At 71.7% G+C, this 16,910-nt stretch carries 18 protein-coding genes and 1 tRNA gene; 5 read left to right on the forward strand and 14 right to left on the reverse strand.

Features of this window, described 5'->3' with window-relative positions; all coding sequences use genetic code 11:
- Positions 1-10 precede the first annotated feature (10 nt).
- The 5 genes from galT to BAY60_RS00850 all read right to left on the reverse strand — a co-directional run bounded on the left by galT (position 11) and on the right by BAY60_RS00850 (position 4,912).
- Positions 11-1,129 carry a galactose-1-phosphate uridylyltransferase gene (gene galT, locus BAY60_RS00830; protein WP_112278905.1) on the reverse strand — a complete coding sequence of 373 codons (1,119 nt, stop codon included), beginning with the start codon at positions 1,127-1,129 and terminating at the stop codon, positions 11-13.
- On the reverse strand, positions 1,126-1,923 hold the full coding sequence (locus tag BAY60_RS00835) for a DeoR/GlpR family DNA-binding transcription regulator (RefSeq protein ID WP_112278906.1): 798 nt from the start codon (positions 1,921-1,923) through the stop codon (positions 1,126-1,128). The genes galT and BAY60_RS00835 overlap by 4 nt, the downstream gene beginning before the upstream one ends.
- A gap of 145 nt (positions 1,924-2,068) precedes the next feature.
- Complete coding sequence (locus BAY60_RS00840) at positions 2,069-3,394, reverse strand: sensor histidine kinase (protein WP_112280625.1); 1,326 nt, start codon at positions 3,392-3,394, stop codon at positions 2,069-2,071.
- Between the two features lie 110 nt (positions 3,395-3,504).
- Positions 3,505-4,200: a response regulator transcription factor gene (locus tag BAY60_RS00845; RefSeq protein ID WP_112278907.1), complete on the reverse strand. Its 696-nt coding sequence runs from the start codon at positions 4,198-4,200 to the stop codon at positions 3,505-3,507.
- Positions 4,201-4,261: 61 nt separating this feature from the next.
- The gene (locus BAY60_RS00850; RefSeq protein ID WP_112278908.1) at positions 4,262-4,912 is read right to left on the reverse strand and encodes a response regulator; all 651 of its coding nucleotides are present in this window, start codon (positions 4,910-4,912) and stop codon (positions 4,262-4,264) included.
- A gap of 155 nt (positions 4,913-5,067) precedes the next feature.
- Here BAY60_RS00850 and BAY60_RS00855 point away from each other — a divergent pair.
- Positions 5,068-5,140, forward strand: a tRNA-Arg gene (locus tag BAY60_RS00855).
- 40 nt (positions 5,141-5,180) lie between these two features.
- Here BAY60_RS00855 and BAY60_RS00860 read toward each other — a convergent pair.
- A complete protein-coding gene (locus tag BAY60_RS00860; RefSeq protein ID WP_112278909.1) occupies positions 5,181-6,131 on the reverse strand; it encodes a helix-turn-helix transcriptional regulator in 951 nt (316 codons plus the stop codon).
- A 63-nt stretch (positions 6,132-6,194) separates the two neighbouring features.
- Between BAY60_RS00860 and BAY60_RS00865 the strand changes: the two genes are divergently transcribed.
- A complete protein-coding gene (locus tag BAY60_RS00865; protein ID WP_112278910.1) occupies positions 6,195-7,349 on the forward strand; it encodes an epoxide hydrolase family protein in 1,155 nt (384 codons plus the stop codon).
- A 172-nt stretch (positions 7,350-7,521) separates the two neighbouring features.
- Here the strand turns inward: BAY60_RS00865 and BAY60_RS00870 are convergent, their stop codons facing one another.
- The 6 genes from BAY60_RS00870 to BAY60_RS00895 all read right to left on the reverse strand — a co-directional run bounded on the left by BAY60_RS00870 (position 7,522) and on the right by BAY60_RS00895 (position 11,621).
- Positions 7,522-7,908 carry a DoxX family protein gene (locus BAY60_RS00870; RefSeq protein ID WP_112278911.1) on the reverse strand — a complete coding sequence of 129 codons (387 nt, stop codon included), beginning with the start codon at positions 7,906-7,908 and terminating at the stop codon, positions 7,522-7,524.
- Positions 7,909-7,999: 91 nt separating this feature from the next.
- The gene (locus BAY60_RS00875) at positions 8,000-8,470 is read right to left on the reverse strand and encodes a carboxymuconolactone decarboxylase family protein (RefSeq protein ID WP_112278912.1); all 471 of its coding nucleotides are present in this window, start codon (positions 8,468-8,470) and stop codon (positions 8,000-8,002) included.
- Between the two features lie 85 nt (positions 8,471-8,555).
- Positions 8,556-9,437 (reverse strand): sigma-70 family RNA polymerase sigma factor, encoded by an 882-nt coding sequence (locus BAY60_RS00880; RefSeq protein ID WP_112278913.1) that lies wholly within the window; start codon positions 9,435-9,437, stop codon positions 8,556-8,558.
- Between the two features lie 179 nt (positions 9,438-9,616).
- Positions 9,617-10,294 carry a DUF5684 domain-containing protein gene (locus BAY60_RS37495; RefSeq protein WP_211330155.1) on the reverse strand — a complete coding sequence of 226 codons (678 nt, stop codon included), beginning with the start codon at positions 10,292-10,294 and terminating at the stop codon, positions 9,617-9,619.
- 129 nt (positions 10,295-10,423) lie between these two features.
- The gene (locus BAY60_RS00890) at positions 10,424-10,816 is read right to left on the reverse strand and encodes a hypothetical protein (protein ID WP_112278914.1); all 393 of its coding nucleotides are present in this window, start codon (positions 10,814-10,816) and stop codon (positions 10,424-10,426) included.
- An 88-nt stretch (positions 10,817-10,904) separates the two neighbouring features.
- On the reverse strand, positions 10,905-11,621 hold the full coding sequence (locus tag BAY60_RS00895) for a YqeB family protein (protein ID WP_211330156.1): 717 nt from the start codon (positions 11,619-11,621) through the stop codon (positions 10,905-10,907).
- Positions 11,622-11,778: 157 nt separating this feature from the next.
- On the opposite strand from BAY60_RS00895, the gene BAY60_RS00900 reads away from it, so the two are divergent.
- Together BAY60_RS00900 and BAY60_RS00905 are read left to right on the forward strand one after the other, a co-directional pair.
- Positions 11,779-13,074, forward strand: coding sequence for a sensor histidine kinase (locus BAY60_RS00900; protein ID WP_112278915.1), 1,296 nt, complete (start codon positions 11,779-11,781; stop codon positions 13,072-13,074).
- Entirely contained in the window at positions 13,028-13,711 is a 684-nt protein-coding gene (locus BAY60_RS00905; protein WP_112278916.1) for a response regulator, read from the forward strand. Before BAY60_RS00900 ends, BAY60_RS00905 begins: the two co-directional genes overlap by 47 nt.
- 23 nt (positions 13,712-13,734) lie before the next feature.
- Here BAY60_RS00905 and BAY60_RS00910 read toward each other — a convergent pair whose 3' ends face one another.
- A complete protein-coding gene (locus tag BAY60_RS00910; protein ID WP_112278917.1) occupies positions 13,735-14,565 on the reverse strand; it encodes an alpha/beta fold hydrolase in 831 nt (276 codons plus the stop codon).
- A 78-nt stretch (positions 14,566-14,643) separates the two neighbouring features.
- Between BAY60_RS00910 and BAY60_RS00915 the strand changes: the two genes are divergently transcribed.
- Positions 14,644-15,678 carry a sigma-70 family RNA polymerase sigma factor gene (locus BAY60_RS00915; protein ID WP_112278918.1) on the forward strand — a complete coding sequence of 345 codons (1,035 nt, stop codon included), beginning with the start codon at positions 14,644-14,646 and terminating at the stop codon, positions 15,676-15,678.
- An 11-nt stretch (positions 15,679-15,689) separates the two neighbouring features.
- Here BAY60_RS00915 and BAY60_RS00920 read toward each other — a convergent pair whose 3' ends face one another.
- Positions 15,690-16,844, reverse strand: coding sequence for a CaiB/BaiF CoA transferase family protein (locus BAY60_RS00920; protein ID WP_245992247.1), 1,155 nt, complete (start codon positions 16,842-16,844; stop codon positions 15,690-15,692).
- Positions 16,845-16,910: the final 66 nt, after the last annotated feature.

The following is a 16,910-nucleotide window of genomic DNA, read 5'->3' on the forward strand; positions in this document are numbered from 1 at the left end:
GTTGCTGTGGTTACCGCGTGAGAGGCTCGGCCGCCGCGCGCAGCCGCTCGGCGATCTGCTCCGGTGTGGCGTCGTTCACCCACACCGCCATGCCGGACTCGGAGCCCGCGAGGTACTTGAGTTTGTCCTTGGCGCGCAGCACGGAGAACAGTTCGAGGTGCAGCCAGCTGAGCTCGCGGTCGCCGTGCACGGGCGCCTGGTGCCAGCCCGCGACGTAGGGCAGCGGCCTGCCGTAGAGGGCGTCGCAGCCGCGCAGCACGCGCAGGTAGACGTCGGCGAAGTCGTCGCGCTCGACAGCGGAGAGCTCGGTGAGGTCTGCGACCTGACGGTGCGGCACCACCAGCACCTGCACCGGCCAGCGCGCGGCGGGCGGCACGAAGGCCGTCCAGTGTCCGCCCTCGGCGACGATCCGGCTGCCCGAGCGGCGCTCGGCGGCGAGCACGTCGCCCAGCACGTGCCGCCCGTGCTCGGCGCGGTAGGCGCTCGCCGTCCGCAGCATGAGCTCGGTCTTGGGCGTCACGAACGGGTAGGCGTAGATCTGCCCGTGCGGATGGTGCAGCGTGACACCGATCTCCTCTCCCCTGTTCTCGAACGGGAAGACCTGCTCGACACCATCCAGTGTGGACAGATCGGCGGTGCGGTCGGCCCAGACGTCGACGACGGTGCGCACGCGGGCGGGGCTCAGCCGGGCGAACGAGCGGTCGTGGTCACTGGTGAAGCACACCACCTCGCACCGTCCCTTGCCGGGCGCGAGGGGCACGATGCCCGCGCCGTCGACGGTGGTGCGCTCGCCGTGCACGGCCTGGGCGAAGGACGGGAAGCGGTTCTCGAACACGACCACGTCGTAGTCGGGCTCGGGCACCTCGCTGGGCTTGCCGGGCCGCGTGGGGCACAGCGGGCACAGGTCGGCGGGGGGCTTGTAGGTGCGGGTCTGCCGGTGGGCGGCCATGGCGACCCATTCACCGGTCAGCGGGTCGCGGCGGATCTCCGAGGCCGCGGCGACGGTCGGCAGGTCGCGCTCGTCCACCGCGTCGCGCGGCGGCGGATGGGGGCTGTCGTCGAAATACAGGATCTCGCGGCCGTCGGCAAGGTGGCGAACGGTCTTGCGGACGGTCTTGTTCGTGTTCACGCGTCGACTCCGGACGGTTTGCTCACGGGCGCGATCATCAGCTCGCCCACGTGGTCGGACAGGGCACGGCACGCGTCGTCGGGCAGCCCGTCGTCGCTGACGACGACACTGGCCTCGTCGAGGTCGGCGATGGTGGAGATGCCGACGGTGCCCCACTTGGTGTTGTCGGCGAGCACGACCAGCCTGCGGCCGGACTCGACCAGTGCGCGGTTGGTCTCGCCCTCGGTGAGGTTCGGCGTGGTGAAGCCAGGGCCCTCGGCCATGCCGTGCACGCCGAGGAAGACGACGTCCAGGTGCAGGCTGCGCAGGCTGTGCACGGCGACCGGGCCGACGAGCGCGTCGGAGGGCGTGCGGACGCCGCCGGTGAGCACCACGGTGCGGTCGTGCCGGCCGGAGCCACGCAGGACGTCGGCGACGCGGATGGAATTGGTGACGACGGTCAGGTCGGGGATGCCCTCGATCGCGCGGGCCAGGGTCCACGTGGTGGTGCCGGCGGAGATGCCGATGGCCGTGCCCGGCCGGACCAGCCCGGCCGCGACGGAGGCGATGGCTTCCTTCTGCGCGCGCTGGCGGACGGACTTGGCCTCGAAGCCGGGCTCGTCGGTGCTGGGCGCGGCCACGGACGTGGCGCCGCCGTAGACCTTCTCCACCAGCCCCCGGCTGGCGAGGACGTCGAGGTCACGGCGCACGGTCATGTCGGAGACACCCAGCCGCTGGACCAGGTCGCTCACCCGGACCGCTCCGGTCCGCCGCGCCTCCTCCAGGATGACTGCTTGCCGCTGCCGCGCCAGCACGCTAACTCCGTCCCGCGACCACACCTCAACTACACAAAATCCTACACGAACAAACATCCCCCCGCCCCTGCGCCCACCCCGGAGCGGGAGCAAGGGACCTTTACTCTCGGTTGGCGGGAGTAAAGGTCCCTTGCTCGCTACCGGGTCAGCCGGGGAGGCCGGGCAGCCGGATGGTCATCAACGCGCCGCCCTCGGGGCTGCGGCCCGCGTAGACGGTGCCGCCGTGCCGTTCGGCGGCCTGCTTGACGATCGCCAGGCCCAGGCCGGAGCCGGGCAGGGTGCGCGCCTCGGAGGAGCGGTAGAACCGGTCGAACACCTTCGGCAGATCCTCGTCGGCGATGCCGGGGCCCGCGTCGGCCACCTCCACCACGGCGGTGCCGTCACCGAGCTGGCGCAGCGCCAGGCGAACCTTCGAACCCTCGGGGGAGAACTTCACCGCGTTGTCCAGCAGGTTGAGCACGGCCCGCTCCAGTGCGGCCGGGTCGCCGGCGAGCACCCACGGCTGGAGGCTGGTCTCGAACTCGATCTCCCCAGCCCTGCGACGCGCCCGGTCGAGCGCGCGCTCCACGACGTCGAGCAGGTCGACCCGCTCGGCCTCCGTGCGCGGCTCGTCCTCGCGCGCCAGCTCGACCAGGTCGCCGATGAGCTGGGTCAGCTCGTCGAGCTGGCCCCGGATGTCGGCCTCGATCTCCCTGCGGTCCTCCTCCGGCAGCGCCGGCGCGCCCTCGCGGCTGGCGGCGAGCAGCAACTCGAGGTTCGTCCGCATCGACGTCAGCGGGGTCCTCAGCTCGTGACCCGCGTCGGCGACGAGCCTGCGCTGGCGTTCCTGCGACTCGGCGACCGCGGCCAGCATGGTGTTGAAGCTGTGCGTCAGGCGAGCCAGCTCGTCGTCACCACTGACCGGGATCGGCCGCAGGTCCATGGTGCGTGCCACCCGCTCCGTGGCCGAGGTCAGCCGCTCGACGGGGCGCAGGGCGGCGCGGGCGACCGCCGTGCCCGCGGCGGTGGCCACGACGATGCCCGCGCCGCCGAAGAAGAACAGCACGAGCGAGAGGTCACCGAGCGTCTGCTTCAGCGGGCCGAGCGACTGCGCGAGCACCAACGCCTGGCCCGGACCCCACCGCAGTGCGATGACCCGCGTGTCCGTCGCCTGGTCCGTGCGCAGCGACGACTCGGCCGAGCCCACGGCCACGGCCAGCTCGCGGTCGCCGAAGGGCGGCGGGCTGCTGTTGTCCGGGTGGATCATCCGCCCCGTCGCCGTGAGCACGCCGATCTCGATGTCGCTGCTCACCAGGAAGGCGCTCGGGATGCGCTGGAACTCGTCGCTGACCATGGGGCTGCGGGCGGCGGCGGTGGCCCGCTCGATGAGGTTGTCGTCGAACTGCTGGTAGAGGTTGCCGCGCACGGTCAGGTAGGCGCCGAGCGACACGAGCGCCACCGCACAGCCGACGCAGATGGCCGCGAACAGCATCACCCGCGTACGCAGGGAGAACCGCCGCGCGGTGCCGCCGGGGGCGGGCCCGGCGCCGTCGCCCGCGGGATGCCCGGATACGGAGCCCCCCGGGGCGGTCGGAGCTTCCGTCACGGCGGCGTCTCCCGCAGCACGTAGCCCACGCCACGCACCGTGTGGATCAGCCGCGGCTCGCCGTCGGCCTCGGTCTTGCGGCGCAGGTAGCCGACGTAGACCTCGAGCGCGTTACCCGAGGTCGGAAAGTCGTAGCCCCACACCTCCTCGAGGATCCGGCCCCGCGTGAGCACGTGCTTCGGGTAGGACATGAACAGTTCGAGCAGGGCGAACTCGGTGCGGGTCAGGCTGATCGACCGGTCACCGCGCTTGACCTCCCTGGTGCCCGGATCGAGGCTGAGGTCGCCGAAGGTGAGCGTCTCCGACCCCTGTGCGGCGGCCTGCGCCTCGGCGTTGGCCCTGCGCAGCAGCGCCCGCAGGCGAGCGAGCAGCTCCTCGAGGGCGAACGGCTTCGGCAGGTAGTCGTCGGCGCCCGCGTCCAGCCCGGACACCCGGTCGGAGACGGTGTCGCGTGCCGTGAGCACGAGAATCGGCAGGTCGTCGCCGGTGCTGCGCAGCCGTCGCGCCACCTCCAGCCCGTCGAGCCGCGGCATCATGACGTCGAGGACCATCGCGTCCGGCCGGTCGGCGGCCACCTTCTCCAAGGCCTGCGCCCCGTCGCTGGCGACCTCGACGCGGTAACCGTTGAACTCCAGGGAGCGCCGCAGGGACTCCCGGACCGCCCGGTCGTCGTCGACAACGAGAATGCGCATGCCACCAGTCTTACCTGGTGAGCTGAGACGGGCCTTAACGCGTGGCCACGCCGTCACCCGCTCAGTCGACCAGGCCGCCCCGGTAGGCGAGGAGGGCGGCCTGCACGCGGTTGGCGGCGCCGATCTTGGACAGCACGGCGGAGACGTAGCCCTTGACGGTGGCCTCGGACAGGTGCAGCGTGCCGCCGATCTCGGCGTTGGACAGGCCCTGCCCGATGAGCCCGACGACCTCGCGCTCGCGTTCGGAGAGCGAGGCGAGCAGCTTGCGCGCGGGGGCGGCGGCACGCTGCTCGTCGCGGTGGGCGTTGACCATGCGGGCGGCCACGCTGGGATCCAGCACGGCCCCGCCCCGGGCCAGGTCGCGCACCGCCCGCACCAGCACGGCGGGCTCGATGTCCTTGAGCAGGAATCCGTTCGCGCCGAAGCGCAGGGCGAGGCTGACGTACTCGTCGATGTCGAAAGTGGTGAGCATCGCGGCCACCGGCGGCTCGGGCAGCGCCTGCAGTGCGCGGAGCGCCCGGATGCCGTCGTCCGGAGCGCGCATGCGGATGTCCAGCAGCGCGACGTCGGGGGCCGACCGGCGCGCGATCTCGACCGCCGACCGGCCGTCGACGGCCTCGCCGACGACCTCGATGTCCGGCGCGACCGACATCATGGCGCGCAGGCCCGAGCGCACAAGCTCCTCGTCGTCGGCAAGCATCACCTTGATCACACGATCGCCTCCGGCTGCCTGCGGAGCGGGATCACCGCATCCGATTCAAGTTACCCATTGGTAGTGGGGGTATTACAGTGAGCAACGCGCCCGGAGTCAAGGTCTGCCTCACCCTCGCCGGAGGCAACGGGTTAAGCTGTCGGGGTACAACACCAGCCCTCGTAGCTCAGGGGATAGAGCACCGCTCTCCTAAAGCGGGTGTCGGAGGTTCGAATCCTCCCGGGGGCGCAAACCCTGGTCACGCTTTGGCCCCGACCCGGCAGCGGTCCTAGTCCGTCGCGCGGGCGAGGCGGGTCGTCAGCGTCCTGATGTGCTCGACGAGTTCCGGGGGTTCGTGCACCTGGAAGTCGAACCCCTTGGTCACGACGTAGATGGCCAACTCGTCGAGCGAGTTGGATCCGGCTCGCAGGGTGCAGCTGTGCTCGTCGATCGGCTCCAGCGTCGCGGTGGTGGGAGCGATGCGCTCTGCCGCGGTTTCCGCGCTGACATGCAGGGTGAATCGGGCTTGGTAGCGGTAGGCAGCGGTGGAGATCGCCCGCGAGGTGTAGCCGCTGAGGTCGGGGTCTGGCGGCGTGCGTGGCGTGAACCGGGGACCGGTGGGCGTGCGCGGTTCGAGGCGGTCCACACGGTAGGTGCGCCAGTCCTGTCGGTCGAGGTCCCAGCCGATGAGGTACCAGCGCCGGCCCGCGTGCACGAGCCGGTGCGGCTCGGTGGTGCGCATGGCGCTGGTTCCGTCATGGGTGCGGTAGTCGAAGCGCAGGCGCTGCGAGTCACGGCAGGCGGCGGCGACGGCGGTGAGGGTGCTCGGGTCGACGGTGGGGCCGGTGTTGGTCATCGGCACGGTCATCGTCTGCAGAGCGTTGATCCGGTGGCGTAGCCGGGAGGGCAGTACCTGTTCGAGTTTGGCCAGTGCGCGCACCGAGGTCTCCTCGATGCCGGTGATCGAACCACCGGCGGCCGTGCGCAGGCCCATCGCGACGGCGACGGCCTCGTCGTCGTCGAGCAGGAGCGGCGGCAGGTCCGCGCCGGCCCCGAGCCGGTAGCCGGCGGTGCCCGCGGTCGCGTGCACCGGGTAGCCGAGGTCTCGCAGCCGGTCGACGTCGCGGCGCACGGTGCGTGGAGTGACCTCCAGGCGCCCGGCCAGTTCAGCGCCGGACCAGTCGCGTCGAGCCTGCAGGAGGGAGAGCAGTCGCAGCAGTCGTGCCGAGGTTTCCCGCATGGCCTGAAGTCTGTCATGCACCTAGGACCGAAATTGACCTAACCGGCTTCTAGCGTTGTCGGCATGACACACGACAGTGAGATCCGGCCTTTCACCATCGACATTCCCCAGTCCGACCTGGACGACCTCCGCGACCGGCTCGCCAGGACCCGGTGGGCCGCGGATCTGCCCGATGTGGGCTGGAGCCGCGGGGTGCCGGTGAGCTACCTCAAGGGTCTGGCCGAGTACTGGCGCGACGGCTACGACTGGCGAGTCCACGAGCGGGAGCTGAACTCCTACCCGCAGTTCACCACCGAGATCGACGGGCAGAACATCCACTTCCTGCACGTGCGCTCGCCCGAGCCGGACGCGCTGCCGCTGATCCTGATCCACGGCTGGCCCGGTTCGATCGTGGAGTTCCTGAACGTCATCGGCCCGCTGACCAACCCCAGGGCACACGGCGGCGACCCGGCGGATGCGTTCCACCTGGTGATCCCGTCGAACCCCGGCAGCGGCTTCTCCGGACCGACCCGCGAGGCCGGCTGGGACATCAACCGGGCGACCGGGGCGTTCGCCGAGCTGATGCACCGGCTCGGCTACGACCGCTACGGCGTGCAGGGCGGCGACACCGGCGCGGTCATCGGCCCCGGGCTCGGCCGCCTCAACCCCGGCAACGTCGTCGGCGTGCACGCGAACGGGCTCTCCGCGTTCGCCGAGGTCGGCCCACCCGAGGTGGGCGAGTTGACCGCGGCGGAGCGAGCCCGGCTCGAGCACCTGGCGTATCTGAAGACCGAGGGGTCCGGCTACGCGATGATCCAGATCAGCCGGCCGCAGACCCTGGCGCACGGGCTGCACGACTCCCCGGTGGGGCAGTTGGCCTGGATCGTCGAGAAGTTCAAGGAGTGGACCGATCCGGCCTCGGAACTGCCCGAGGAGGCGGTGGATCGGGACCAGTTGCTCACCAACGTGATGGTGTACTGGCTGACCGGCACCGCCGGCTCCTCGGCCAACAGCTACTACGAGACCGCGCACGCCGGAGCCTGGAGTGCGCGCGAGCGTTCCACCGTGCCGACCGGCGTCGCGGTGTTCCCCCTGGATGTGTCCATCCGCCGCACGCTCGAACGCGAACACACGATCGTGCACTGGTCCGAGTTCGACCGTGGCGGCCACTTCGCCGCCATGGAAGCCCCCGATCTGCTCGTGAACGACGTCCGGGAGTTCTTCGGCAAGCTGCGCTGACACCACCCGCGGCGCCGATTCGGTCAGGTCGGCGCCGCGGTCCGGCTCGTCCCCGCCGGGTTCCACAGGACCGACTCCGGCAGTCCTGGACACCCTTGAGACTCGGCCGAAGCGTCGCCTGGGCGAGTCCGCCAGCCCACTCTCGTCGCGCCTCGACCGGGCGTTGTGCTGGTCAGCCGGTGAAGGGTTCCACTGCGAAGCGGCCGATCGCCACGAAGGCGGTCAGTGCGAGGTAGACCCCGTCGCCCAGTGCGGCTTTGGTCTCGCCGCGGCGGACCCTCACGATCACGGCACCGGTCATGATCAGCACCAGGCCACTGGCCGCCAGTGGTACCAGGATCGGCGCGACGTCGAGCAGGGCGGGCAGGATCAGCCCGACCGCGCCGAAAATCTCGAGTGTCCCGATGGTCTTGAGGGTGGCGGGCTGGAAGTCGAGGACCCAGCGCGAGGCGTTACCCATCGCGGCCATCTTCTCCCTTGGGACGAGCAGTTTCCCGAAGCCGGAAACCAGGTAGACCGCGGCCATCAGGCCTGCGGCGATCCACAATGCCATGTTCATGAGTCGTCTCCTGCGCAGATTGCCTGGGGGCTGGCGGCCGCGGGCGGACCCAGGTCCTTGGCCCGCCCGCAGCTTGGGGTGGATGCCCGGGTCAGGCGTACTGTCCGGGCTGGTAGTCGCCGCCGGGCGTGCGGGTGATCACGTTCAGCCGGTTGAAGGCGTTGATCAGGCAGATCTGGGCGACCAGGGCCATGAGCTGGTCTTCGTCGAAGTGCTTGGCCGCGTTGGCCCACGCCTGGTCGGTGACGCCGCTGGAGTCGGCGAGGCGGGTGCCCTGCTCGGTGAGTTCCAGTGCTGCCCGCTCGGCCTCGGTGTAGACCGTCGTCTCCCGCCACGCGCCGACCAGGTTGATCCGCACCGTGCTCTCACCGGCGGCCGCGAGGTCCTTGGTGTGCATGTCGAGGCAGCCGCCGCAGCCGTTGATCTGGCTGGCGCGGATGTTCACCAGCTCCTGCACGGTGTTCGGCAGCGCGGAGTCGGTGATGACCTTGTTCGCCGAGATGACGTACTTGGCGACCGTGGCTCCGAGCTCGTTGGCCATGGGGTTGATCCGTTGTTCCATCCTGGGTCTCCTTCGCCTTCGGTTGCTTGCACCGCTACGACGAAGTACTCCGGCAAGAGGTAACGACTCCTGTGCGCGATGTGCACTACTCGGGTCGGGCGGGCAGGCCCATGGCGTCGAGGCGCTTACGGTCGCTCACGGTGAACAGTTCGACGATCCGGCCGTCGATCACGGTGCACGCCGCCACGCCGAGCACCTTGCCGTTCGCACCCCAGGCCACGAAACCGGGCTCACCGTTGACCAGGACCGCCAGCGACGAGGTCATCGCCTTCATACCGCGCACGACCGCCTCGGCCACCTCGGCCGCCCCGACCGTGGTCAGCACGCCCTGCGGGTGCAGCGTCCGCCAGGTCACGTCCGGATCGAGCAGCCGCAGGAGCCCTTCGAAGTCCCCCTCGCGCGCCGCGGCGAGAAAGGTGTCGACCACGGCGCGCTGGTGCCGCCGCTGCTCGGACGGCAGCGACGCGCCCCGCACCTTCCGGCGGGCCCGGCTGGCGAGCATCTTGGACGCACTGGCGGACCGGCCGATGATCTCGCCGATCTCGGCGAACGGCACGGCGAACATGTCATGCAGCACGAACGCCATCCGTTCGATGGGTGTGAGCGTCTCGAGGACCACCAGCAGTGCCATACTGACCGACTCGGCGAGCATCGCGTCGTCCTCGGGTGCCGCCCCGTCGTCCACGGCCACCACCAGCTCGGGCAGCCGGTCCTCATACGACAGCTCGGGCCGGGCCTTGCGGGAGCGAAGCACGTCGATACAGACCCGGCCCACCACGGTGGTCAGCCAGCCGGCCAGGTTGTCGATCTCGGCCGCGTCCTGCCGCGCCAACCGGATCCACGCCTCCTGCACCGCGTCCTCGGCGTCCGCGCGCGACCCAAGCATCCGGAAGGCGACCGCCACCAGGCGCCCGCGCTGCTGTTCGAACGCCCCCGCCAGCGTTTCGTGCATACCCGATCCGGTCATGTCGTTACCTTCCCTGCGCGAACTCCGTCATGCAGATGACGGGCCCGCAGGCGCAAAGGTAACCGCTCGGCGACCATCCTGACGGGTCCACAGCCTGGGCAGGCGTCGAAGCCGCAAGCGCGGCGTCGGTTCCGGGGCTCCGATCATCCGTCGTTTTCGGACGGACCGATCTCATAGGCTCACTGGCCGGTGTTCTGCTGTCCCGGATACTGCTGACCGGGATACTGCCCCGGCTGCGGCTGGCCGGGGTACGGCTGCTGGCCCGGGTACTGCGGCGGCGGGTAACCCTGGCCCGGATACTGCTGGCCCTGCGGATACTGCCCCTGCGGATACTGTCCCTGTGGGTACTGCTGACCCTGGGGGTATGGCTGTCCCGGATACGGCTGACCCGGGTACTGCTGCTGGTAGGGCCCACCGGGGTACTGCTGCGGCGGGTAGGGCGGCTCGGGAACACGGGGCTGGCCGCCGCCGTCACCGCCCGCGGGGCCGACGTAACGGGCACTGCCGAAGGCGAGAATCGGAATGCAGACGTAGGAAAAGAAGACCATCAGCACACCGAAGCCGGTGCCCTTGCCGAAAGACCTCGCCAGGTCGATGTAGACGATGATCAGGATGATGAAGTTGACCAGCGGGATGAGCATCAGCAGCAACCACCACCATGGCCTGCCGACGATGCGCAGCAGCACGATCGTGTTGTAGATGGGCACGATCGCCGCCCAGCCCGGCTGCCCCGCCTTGGTGAACAGCCGCCACATCGCGGCGATCATGAACACCGTGATGGCCAGGCTGACCACGATGATCGCGATCAGAGCGCCGGTGCTCAGCTCCGCGCTCACCTCGTACTCGTACTGCTGCATCAGGTGCTTCCCCCGCCTCGACGTCGAACGACGCACCAGGGTAACGGCTCTGTCCACTCGGCACGTGCCGATGGGCGGAATCTCCGATCACGATCTCGTCATCAACGCCACCGCGGCCGGCCCGCCGACTCAGGCGGCACAGCCCCGTGCGGCGGCCATGCTCGCCCGGCAGGTGCGCACGATCTGCCGGGTAGCCGCGCCCTCGGGGGCCTGACCGCACCGCTGACAACTCACCCGCACCTGCCAGGTCAGCTCGTCGACGGCGACACTCGCCTCGCTCGCGCACCGGCGGCACCAGCGATGCCCCGTCACCGCGAAGACGTGCAGCCTGCTGGAGATGCACTCGTGCACCCAACGCCGGTGCGTGCGGCAGGTCAGCCGCTCCAGCGGGTCGAAACCGGTCAGCTCGGCGGCGTCCTCGGCGGTCAGTGTCTCGGCCAGCCTGCGATCGCGCACGTCGGCGTAGTCCGGGTGGACGGCGGCGGGCAGGGCCTGCACGGTTGCGGTGATCTGCTCGGACATCGTCGTCTCCTCCCGGTACGGCTGTGTGATGCCGTCACCGGTACGTCGAACCGCGACCGCTGAAATCGACACCTCCGGCGGAGAAGTCTCACCGCCCGCCGTCCGCCCGCCGCCAGAACTGCCGCTGCCCTTCGTCGGTGACCACGAGGTCGAGCCTGCCGAGCTCGGCTCGCAGCTGCGCGGCGTCGTCGGCGTCCCGGCGTTCGAGTGCCCGCTGCCGCGCCCGGAACAGCGCATGCGCGCTCGCCGAGAGCTCCGGCATGTCCTCCACCCAGCGCCGGTAGGCAGGCCGGTGCGGGTCGCCCTCGGCGTGCCACGGCCAGCCGTGCGCGCGGAACGCGTCCGCCACCTTCGCCCGCTCGCGGCGCCCCAGGTCGCCCTTCACCCGGGCGAGCTCGGCCGTCGACCGGTCCAGCACCACGAGATCCTTGCCGTCGAAGAACACCGCGCTCGCCTCGCCACGGGACACGCGCCGGGCCGAGGCCCCCGCCCCGAGCACGGCCTCCTGCCCGCTCACGGTCACCGCCAGCAGTTCCCGGTCCCCGAGGTAGGCCACCACCAGCCCGGCGCCGCCGCCCAGCAGGAGGGCACCGGCGAGCGCGAGCGGGTCGGCCAGGGAGTCGAGCAGGCGCAGCGGTCCCTGGAACGGCACCCACTCCAGCGTCGCCGCCCAGCTCGCAAGCCACGTGAGCAGCCAGCCCACTCCGGCGCCCGCGAGCGGGAACCCCGTCCAGTACACGACGCGCAGCACCGGGCTCGGCGCGATCACGGTCACCTCCCGGCCCGGCTTCCCCGCTGACGTCATCAGGCTGCTCCCCTCACCGTCGACCATGCGGTGAGCCTCGCCGGGCGAGGCGGCCCGGCACATCCGTCACCCGGCCAGCGGACCTGGCCGGGTGGCCACGTCTCCCGGCCGATCGGCAGGCGACGTCGGCGACGCACACCCCATAGGCTGCCGAGACATGAGTCCGGACAGAGGGCACTCCGCACGCTGGCTGCCCGGTGAGCTGGCCGTGTTCCGCGACCCGGGCGCGGTCCGGCCCGGCCACACGGCCCGCGACCGGGTGGCCGATGCGGCCCTGTTCGCCGGCGCACTGGCGTTCTGGGCGGTCGAGTGGAGCGGCTACCCGCCCTCCTACGCCGATCAGCAGCCCGCGTGGTTTCTCGACGTGGATCCGTGGATCGGGCTGGCCGCCTGCCTGGCGCTGTGGTGGCGCCGCCGGTTTCCCGTCGCGCTCGTGTGGGCGCTGCTGCCCGCGCTGCTGATCTCCGGAACGGCGACCGGCGCGACGCTGGCCGCCATTCTCACGGTCGCGATCCACCGCCGCTGGCAGGTCGCCGCGCTGGCCACCGCCCCGTATCTGGCTGCCTCGGTGCCGTTCGGGTACCTGAACCCCGAGCCCGGGATGTCGCGGCCGGCCACGGTGGCGGTGGTCCTGCTGATGTTCCTCACCCCGCTGGTGTGGGGGGTGGCCATCCGCAGCAGGCGGCAGCTCATGGTGAGCCTGCACCGCGACGCCGAACGGCAGCGGCGCGAGCACGAGCTGCGGCTGGCCGACGTGCGGCGCGCCGAGCGCGAGCGCATCGCACGCGAGATGCACGACGTGCTGGCCCACCGCATCTCGCTGCTGTCCGTGCACGCGGGCGCGCTCGCGTACCGCACGGCGCAGGCCGAGACCGGCACCGGCCCTGCGCTCGACCCCGCCGAGATGGGCGAGGCGGTGTCGGTGATGCGGGACAACGCCAACCAGGCCCTCACCGAGCTCGGCGACGTGCTGAACGTGCTGCGCTCGGGCGACCCCGAGGACACGCTGACGCCGCAACCACGGCTGCGCGAGCTGCCCCGCCTCGTCGAGGAGGCGCGGGCGGCGGGCCAGCTGGTCACGTTCGAGACACCGCTGCCCACCGGCACCGGGTCATTGCGGCCGCAGGTGCAGCGCACCGCCTACCGGCTCGTGCAGGAGGGGCTGACCAACGCCCGCAAGCACGCGCCCGGCGGTGAGGTGACGGTCCGCGTGGCCGGCGCCCCCGGCGACGGGCTCGAGGTGGAGGTCACCAACACGCTGCCCGAGGGCACGCCCGCGACCGGTGGTGCCGGGGCCGGGGTGGGGCTGGCCGGGCTGGCCGAGCGGGTGAACCTCGACGGAGGGACGCTGACGCACGGCCCGAGGCAGGGCCGGTTCGTGCTGCGCGCCTGGCTACCATGGCCGCATGACCGAGCCGAGGACCACGCCGGTCCGGGTGCTGCTCGTCGATGACGACCCGCTGGTCTGCACCGGGCTGCGACTGCTGTTCCGGGGCGCGGGCGACATCGAGGTGGCCGGCGAGATCGGCGACGGCGCGGACGTCCCCGACGCCGTGACCAGGCTCGCTCCCGACGTGGTCCTCATGGACGTGCGCATGCCCTATGTGGACGGTATCGCCGCGACAAGGGCGGTGCGTTCCCGCGACGAGCAGGGCGGTCCCGCCGTGCTGGTACTGACGACGTTCGACACCGACACCACGGTCGTGGACGCGCTGCGGGCCGGTGCGGCCGGTTACCTGCTCAAGCACACGGACCCCGAGCAGCTTGTCGACGCCGTACGGCGCGCCGCGGCCGGTGAGCCGGTGGTGTCGCCGTCGGTGCTGCGGACGCTGATCGACCGCGTCGCCGCGACCGGCGCCGACGAGCGCACCGAACGCGCGCGGCGGCGCCTGGCCCTGCTGGGCGAGCGGGAGCGCGAGGTGGCCGTCGCCGTGGCCGAGGGGCTGTCCAACGCCGCGATCGCCGAGCGCCTCTACCTGTCCGTCGGCACGGTCAAGGCGCACATCTCCAGCGCACTGGCCAAACTGGACCTGACCAACCGGATCCAGCTCGCCCTGCTCGTGCACGACGCCGACCCGGCAGGCCACTGAGCCGCCGGCGATCCCGGCCCGGCTCAGTCCGGCAGCACCTCGCGCAGGCGAACGGCGAAGGCGTCCGGGTTCTCGGCGAAGCCGATGTGGTCGCCGGGAAACATCGTCGGCTCGATGCCGAGCAGCGCCGCGAGGGCCTTCGACGTGTCCTCGCAGTGCTGGCCGGCCGACTCCTCCCCGATGCCGACGAGAACCCGCACCGGCCCCTCCCGCAACGCGGTGATGTCGGGCCGCCACAGCACCGTCGGGCGCAGCATGTGCGCGTACTGGAAGTCGTCGTCGGCGACCTGCTGCGGCGACCGCTGGCCGCCGAACATCTGCTCGACCACCTCGTCCGGCAGCTCGATCCTGGCGAGGGCGAGGAACTTCTTCGTCGCGCCGAGGACGTCGCCCGCGAAGTACGTCGCGATGATGTCCTCCTCCTTCGCCCGCAGTTCCTCGCGGTTGTCCAGCAGCTCGTTCAGCGGCGGCTCGTGCGCGATGACGGTGTGCACGGTCTCCGGATGCCGCTGCGCGAGCGCCAGCACGCTCACCGCGCCCCCGCTGGAGCCGAGCACCACCGCGGGACCCCGGTCGAGGTGGGTGATGAGCCGCGCGAGGTCGTCGGCGCGCAGTTCCGGCGTCGCGTCCTGGTCACGGTCGTCCACGGAGCTGCGGTTGATGCCCCGCGGGTCGGTGGTGAGCACCGTGTGGTCGGTGGCGAGCAGGTCGGCCAGCGGCGCGAACGCCGTGGCGTCCATCGGCGCGGCGACGAGCACGACCAGCGGCCCCTCGCCCCGCACCTCGTAGTACAGCTCGGCTCCGGGGACGGCCAGGGTGGACGCGGTGACGGTGGCGCTCGGCGGCTGGTTCATGGGATCCCTCCAGGTGAACGGGCAGATTCGTGCGTTCTCGCGGGAAGTGACTCCCCTCGTGGGGCAGAATCATCGGCTGTGAGCGATGTTTCTTCCGGCCCCGCGGGCACGGCCACCGACCCGGACGTCGACCGCGCCCGGAAGGGCGACGAGTCGGCGTTCACCCGGCTCGTCGAGCCGCTGCGCCGGGAGCTGCACGCGCACTGCTACCGCATGCTCGGCTCGCCCCACGACGCCGACGACGCGCTGCAGGAGGCACTGCTGCGCGCCTGGCGGGGCCTCGCCCGGTTCGAGGGCCGTGCCTCGCTGCGCTCGTGGCTGTACACGGTGGCCACCCGCACCTGCCTGGACGCCGTCGAGCACCGCGGGCGGCGGGCGCTGCCGATGGACCTCGGGCCCGCCAGCGAGCGCGCGGTGCCCGGCACCGCGCGGCGCGACGACGTGGCGTGGCTGGGCCCGTACCCGGACACCGGGCTCCCCGGTGACCGCCCGGACGCCCGTTACGAGCAGCGCGAGGCCGTGGAGCTGGCGTTCGTCGCGGCCTGCCAGCACCTGCCCGGCAACCAGCGCGCGTCGCTGCTGCTCTTCGACGTCCTCGGCTTCACCGTCGCCGAGATCGCCGCGATCATGGACACCACCACGGCGTCGGTGAACAGCGCTCTCCAGCGGGCCCGCCAGGGCATCGCCGACCGGGTGCCCGCCCGCTCCCAGCAGCAGGCCCTGCGCACGCTGCCCGACACGCGGCTGCGCGAGATCGTGCGCGGCTACGCCTCCGCGCTCGAGCGGGGTGACGCCGACGCGCTGGTCGCCCTGCTCACCGAGGACGTCACGTGGTCGATGCCCCCGATGCCGCACTGGTACGGCGGCATCGAGGCGGTCACCGACTTCGCCGTCCAGGTTCCGCTCACCAGCTGCGGCAGCTGGCGGCACCTGCCCACGAGCGCCAACGGCCAGCCCGCCGTCGCCTGCTACCTGTGGAACGACGCCGCGGGCGCCCACGCCGCCTGGTCGATCAACGTGTTCACCGTGCGCGGCGAGCGGATCGCGGGCATCACGTCGTTCGTCGATCCCGGGTGGTTTCCGCTGTTCGCGCTGCCCGCCGCACTGGCCTGACCCGCCGGGGCTCAGGAGTCCAGCCAGTCCTCGATCTCGCGGGTGTGCTCGCCAAGGCCGGGCGGTGCGGCGTCGTAGGCCGGGGGCGTGCGGGACAGCCCGATGGGGTTCGCGACGCCCGGCAGGCCGCCGGGCCCGAGCGGCACCCGGGGGTTCAGCCCCAGGCTCTCGGCCAGCTCGAACGCCGACGCCAGGTCGTTGACCGGCCCGCACGGCACGCCGAGCGGGGTGAGGATGTCGAACCACGCGGTGGCCGTTCGCGGCGCGAGTTGCTCGGTGAGCAGCGCGGACAGCTCCCCGACGTGCGCCACCCGGTCGGCGTTGGTGGCGAACCGGGCATCGCGCGCCAGGAACGGCACGCCGAGGCCCTCGCACAGCGCGGCGAACTGCCGGTCGTTGCCGACCGCGACCACCAGCGGCCGGTCGGCCGTGCCGAACACCTCGTACGGCGCGATCGAGGGGTGCCGGTTGCCCATGATGCCCGGCACCTGCCCGGCCATGGTGTAGCCGGCGCTCTGGTTGACCATGCTCGACAGCAGCGTCGCGAGCAGGTTGATCTCGACGTGCTGGCCCTCGCCGGTGACGTCGCGCTCGCGCAGGGCCGCGAGCACGCCGACGGCGGCGTGCAGCCCGGTGAGCACGTCCACCAGCGCCACCCCCGCCTTCACCGGCGTGCCGGGCTCGGGACCGGTGACGCTCATCAGGCCGCCGACCGCCTGCACCAGCAGGTCGTAGCCGGGCAGGGCCGCGCCCTTGCCCGCGCCGAACCCGGTCACCGAGCAGTACACGATCCGCGGGTTGAGCGCGCGCACGTCCTCGTAGGCCAGCCCGTGGCGGGCCATGGTGCCCGGCCGGAAGTTCTCCACCAGCACGTCGGCGCGGCGCACGAGTTCCCGCACGCGCTCGCGGGTGCGCTCGTCGCGCAGGTCGGCCGCGTAGGAGCGCTTGTTCCGGTTCACCGAGAGGAAGTACGTCGCCTCGCCGCCGGCGAACGGCGGCCCCCACGCCCGGGTGTCGTCGCCCGTGGCTGGATCCTCGATCTTGACGACGTCGGCACCGAGGTCTCCGAACAGCATCGTCGCGTACGGCGCGGCGAGCACGCGGCCGAAGTCGGCCACCAGCACACCGGACAGCGGCAGGCCCTGCCGATCCTTCCCCGTGGTCACGGTGGGCCAAGCTAGCCCGGCCCCGGCGCGGCAAATCCGGTTGCCCCGATTCCTAGGGTGAGACCG

The organism is Prauserella muralis (assembly GCF_003202285.1).
Taxonomy (GTDB): Bacteria; Actinomycetota; Actinomycetes; order Mycobacteriales; family Pseudonocardiaceae; genus Prauserella_B; species Prauserella_B muralis.

Bases quoted from the DNA above. Each gene is read 5' to 3' on its own strand.
- BAY60_RS00905 (WP_112278916.1), top strand. From the start codon at position 13,028: ATGACCGAGCCGAGGACCACGCCGGTCCGGGTGCTGCTCGTCGATGAC.
- BAY60_RS00870 (WP_112278911.1), bottom strand. From the start codon at position 7,908: ATGAACATGGCATTGTGGATCGCCGCAGGCCTGATGGCCGCGGTCTAC.
- BAY60_RS37495 (WP_211330155.1), bottom strand. From the start codon at position 10,294: ATGCAGCAGTACGAGTACGAGGTGAGCGCGGAGCTGAGCACCGGCGCT.
- BAY60_RS00865 (WP_112278910.1), top strand. From the start codon at position 6,195: ATGACACACGACAGTGAGATCCGGCCTTTCACCATCGACATTCCCCAG.
- BAY60_RS00880 (WP_112278913.1), bottom strand. From the start codon at position 9,437: ATGACCGGATCGGGTATGCACGAAACGCTGGCGGGGGCGTTCGAACAG.
- BAY60_RS00860 (WP_112278909.1), bottom strand. From the start codon at position 6,131: ATGCGGGAAACCTCGGCACGACTGCTGCGACTGCTCTCCCTCCTGCAG.
- BAY60_RS00875 (WP_112278912.1), bottom strand. From the start codon at position 8,470: ATGGAACAACGGATCAACCCCATGGCCAACGAGCTCGGAGCCACGGTC.
- BAY60_RS00890 (WP_112278914.1), bottom strand. From the start codon at position 10,816: ATGTCCGAGCAGATCACCGCAACCGTGCAGGCCCTGCCCGCCGCCGTC.
- BAY60_RS00910 (WP_112278917.1), bottom strand. From the start codon at position 14,565: ATGAACCAGCCGCCGAGCGCCACCGTCACCGCGTCCACCCTGGCCGTC.
- BAY60_RS00895 (WP_211330156.1), bottom strand. From the start codon at position 11,621: ATGACGTCAGCGGGGAAGCCGGGCCGGGAGGTGACCGTGATCGCGCCG.
- BAY60_RS00845 (WP_112278907.1), bottom strand. From the start codon at position 4,200: ATGCGCATTCTCGTTGTCGACGACGACCGGGCGGTCCGGGAGTCCCTG.
- BAY60_RS00900 (WP_112278915.1), top strand. From the start codon at position 11,779: ATGAGTCCGGACAGAGGGCACTCCGCACGCTGGCTGCCCGGTGAGCTG.
- BAY60_RS00840 (WP_112280625.1), bottom strand. From the start codon at position 3,394: ATGCTGTTCGCGGCCATCTGCGTCGGCTGTGCGGTGGCGCTCGTGTCG.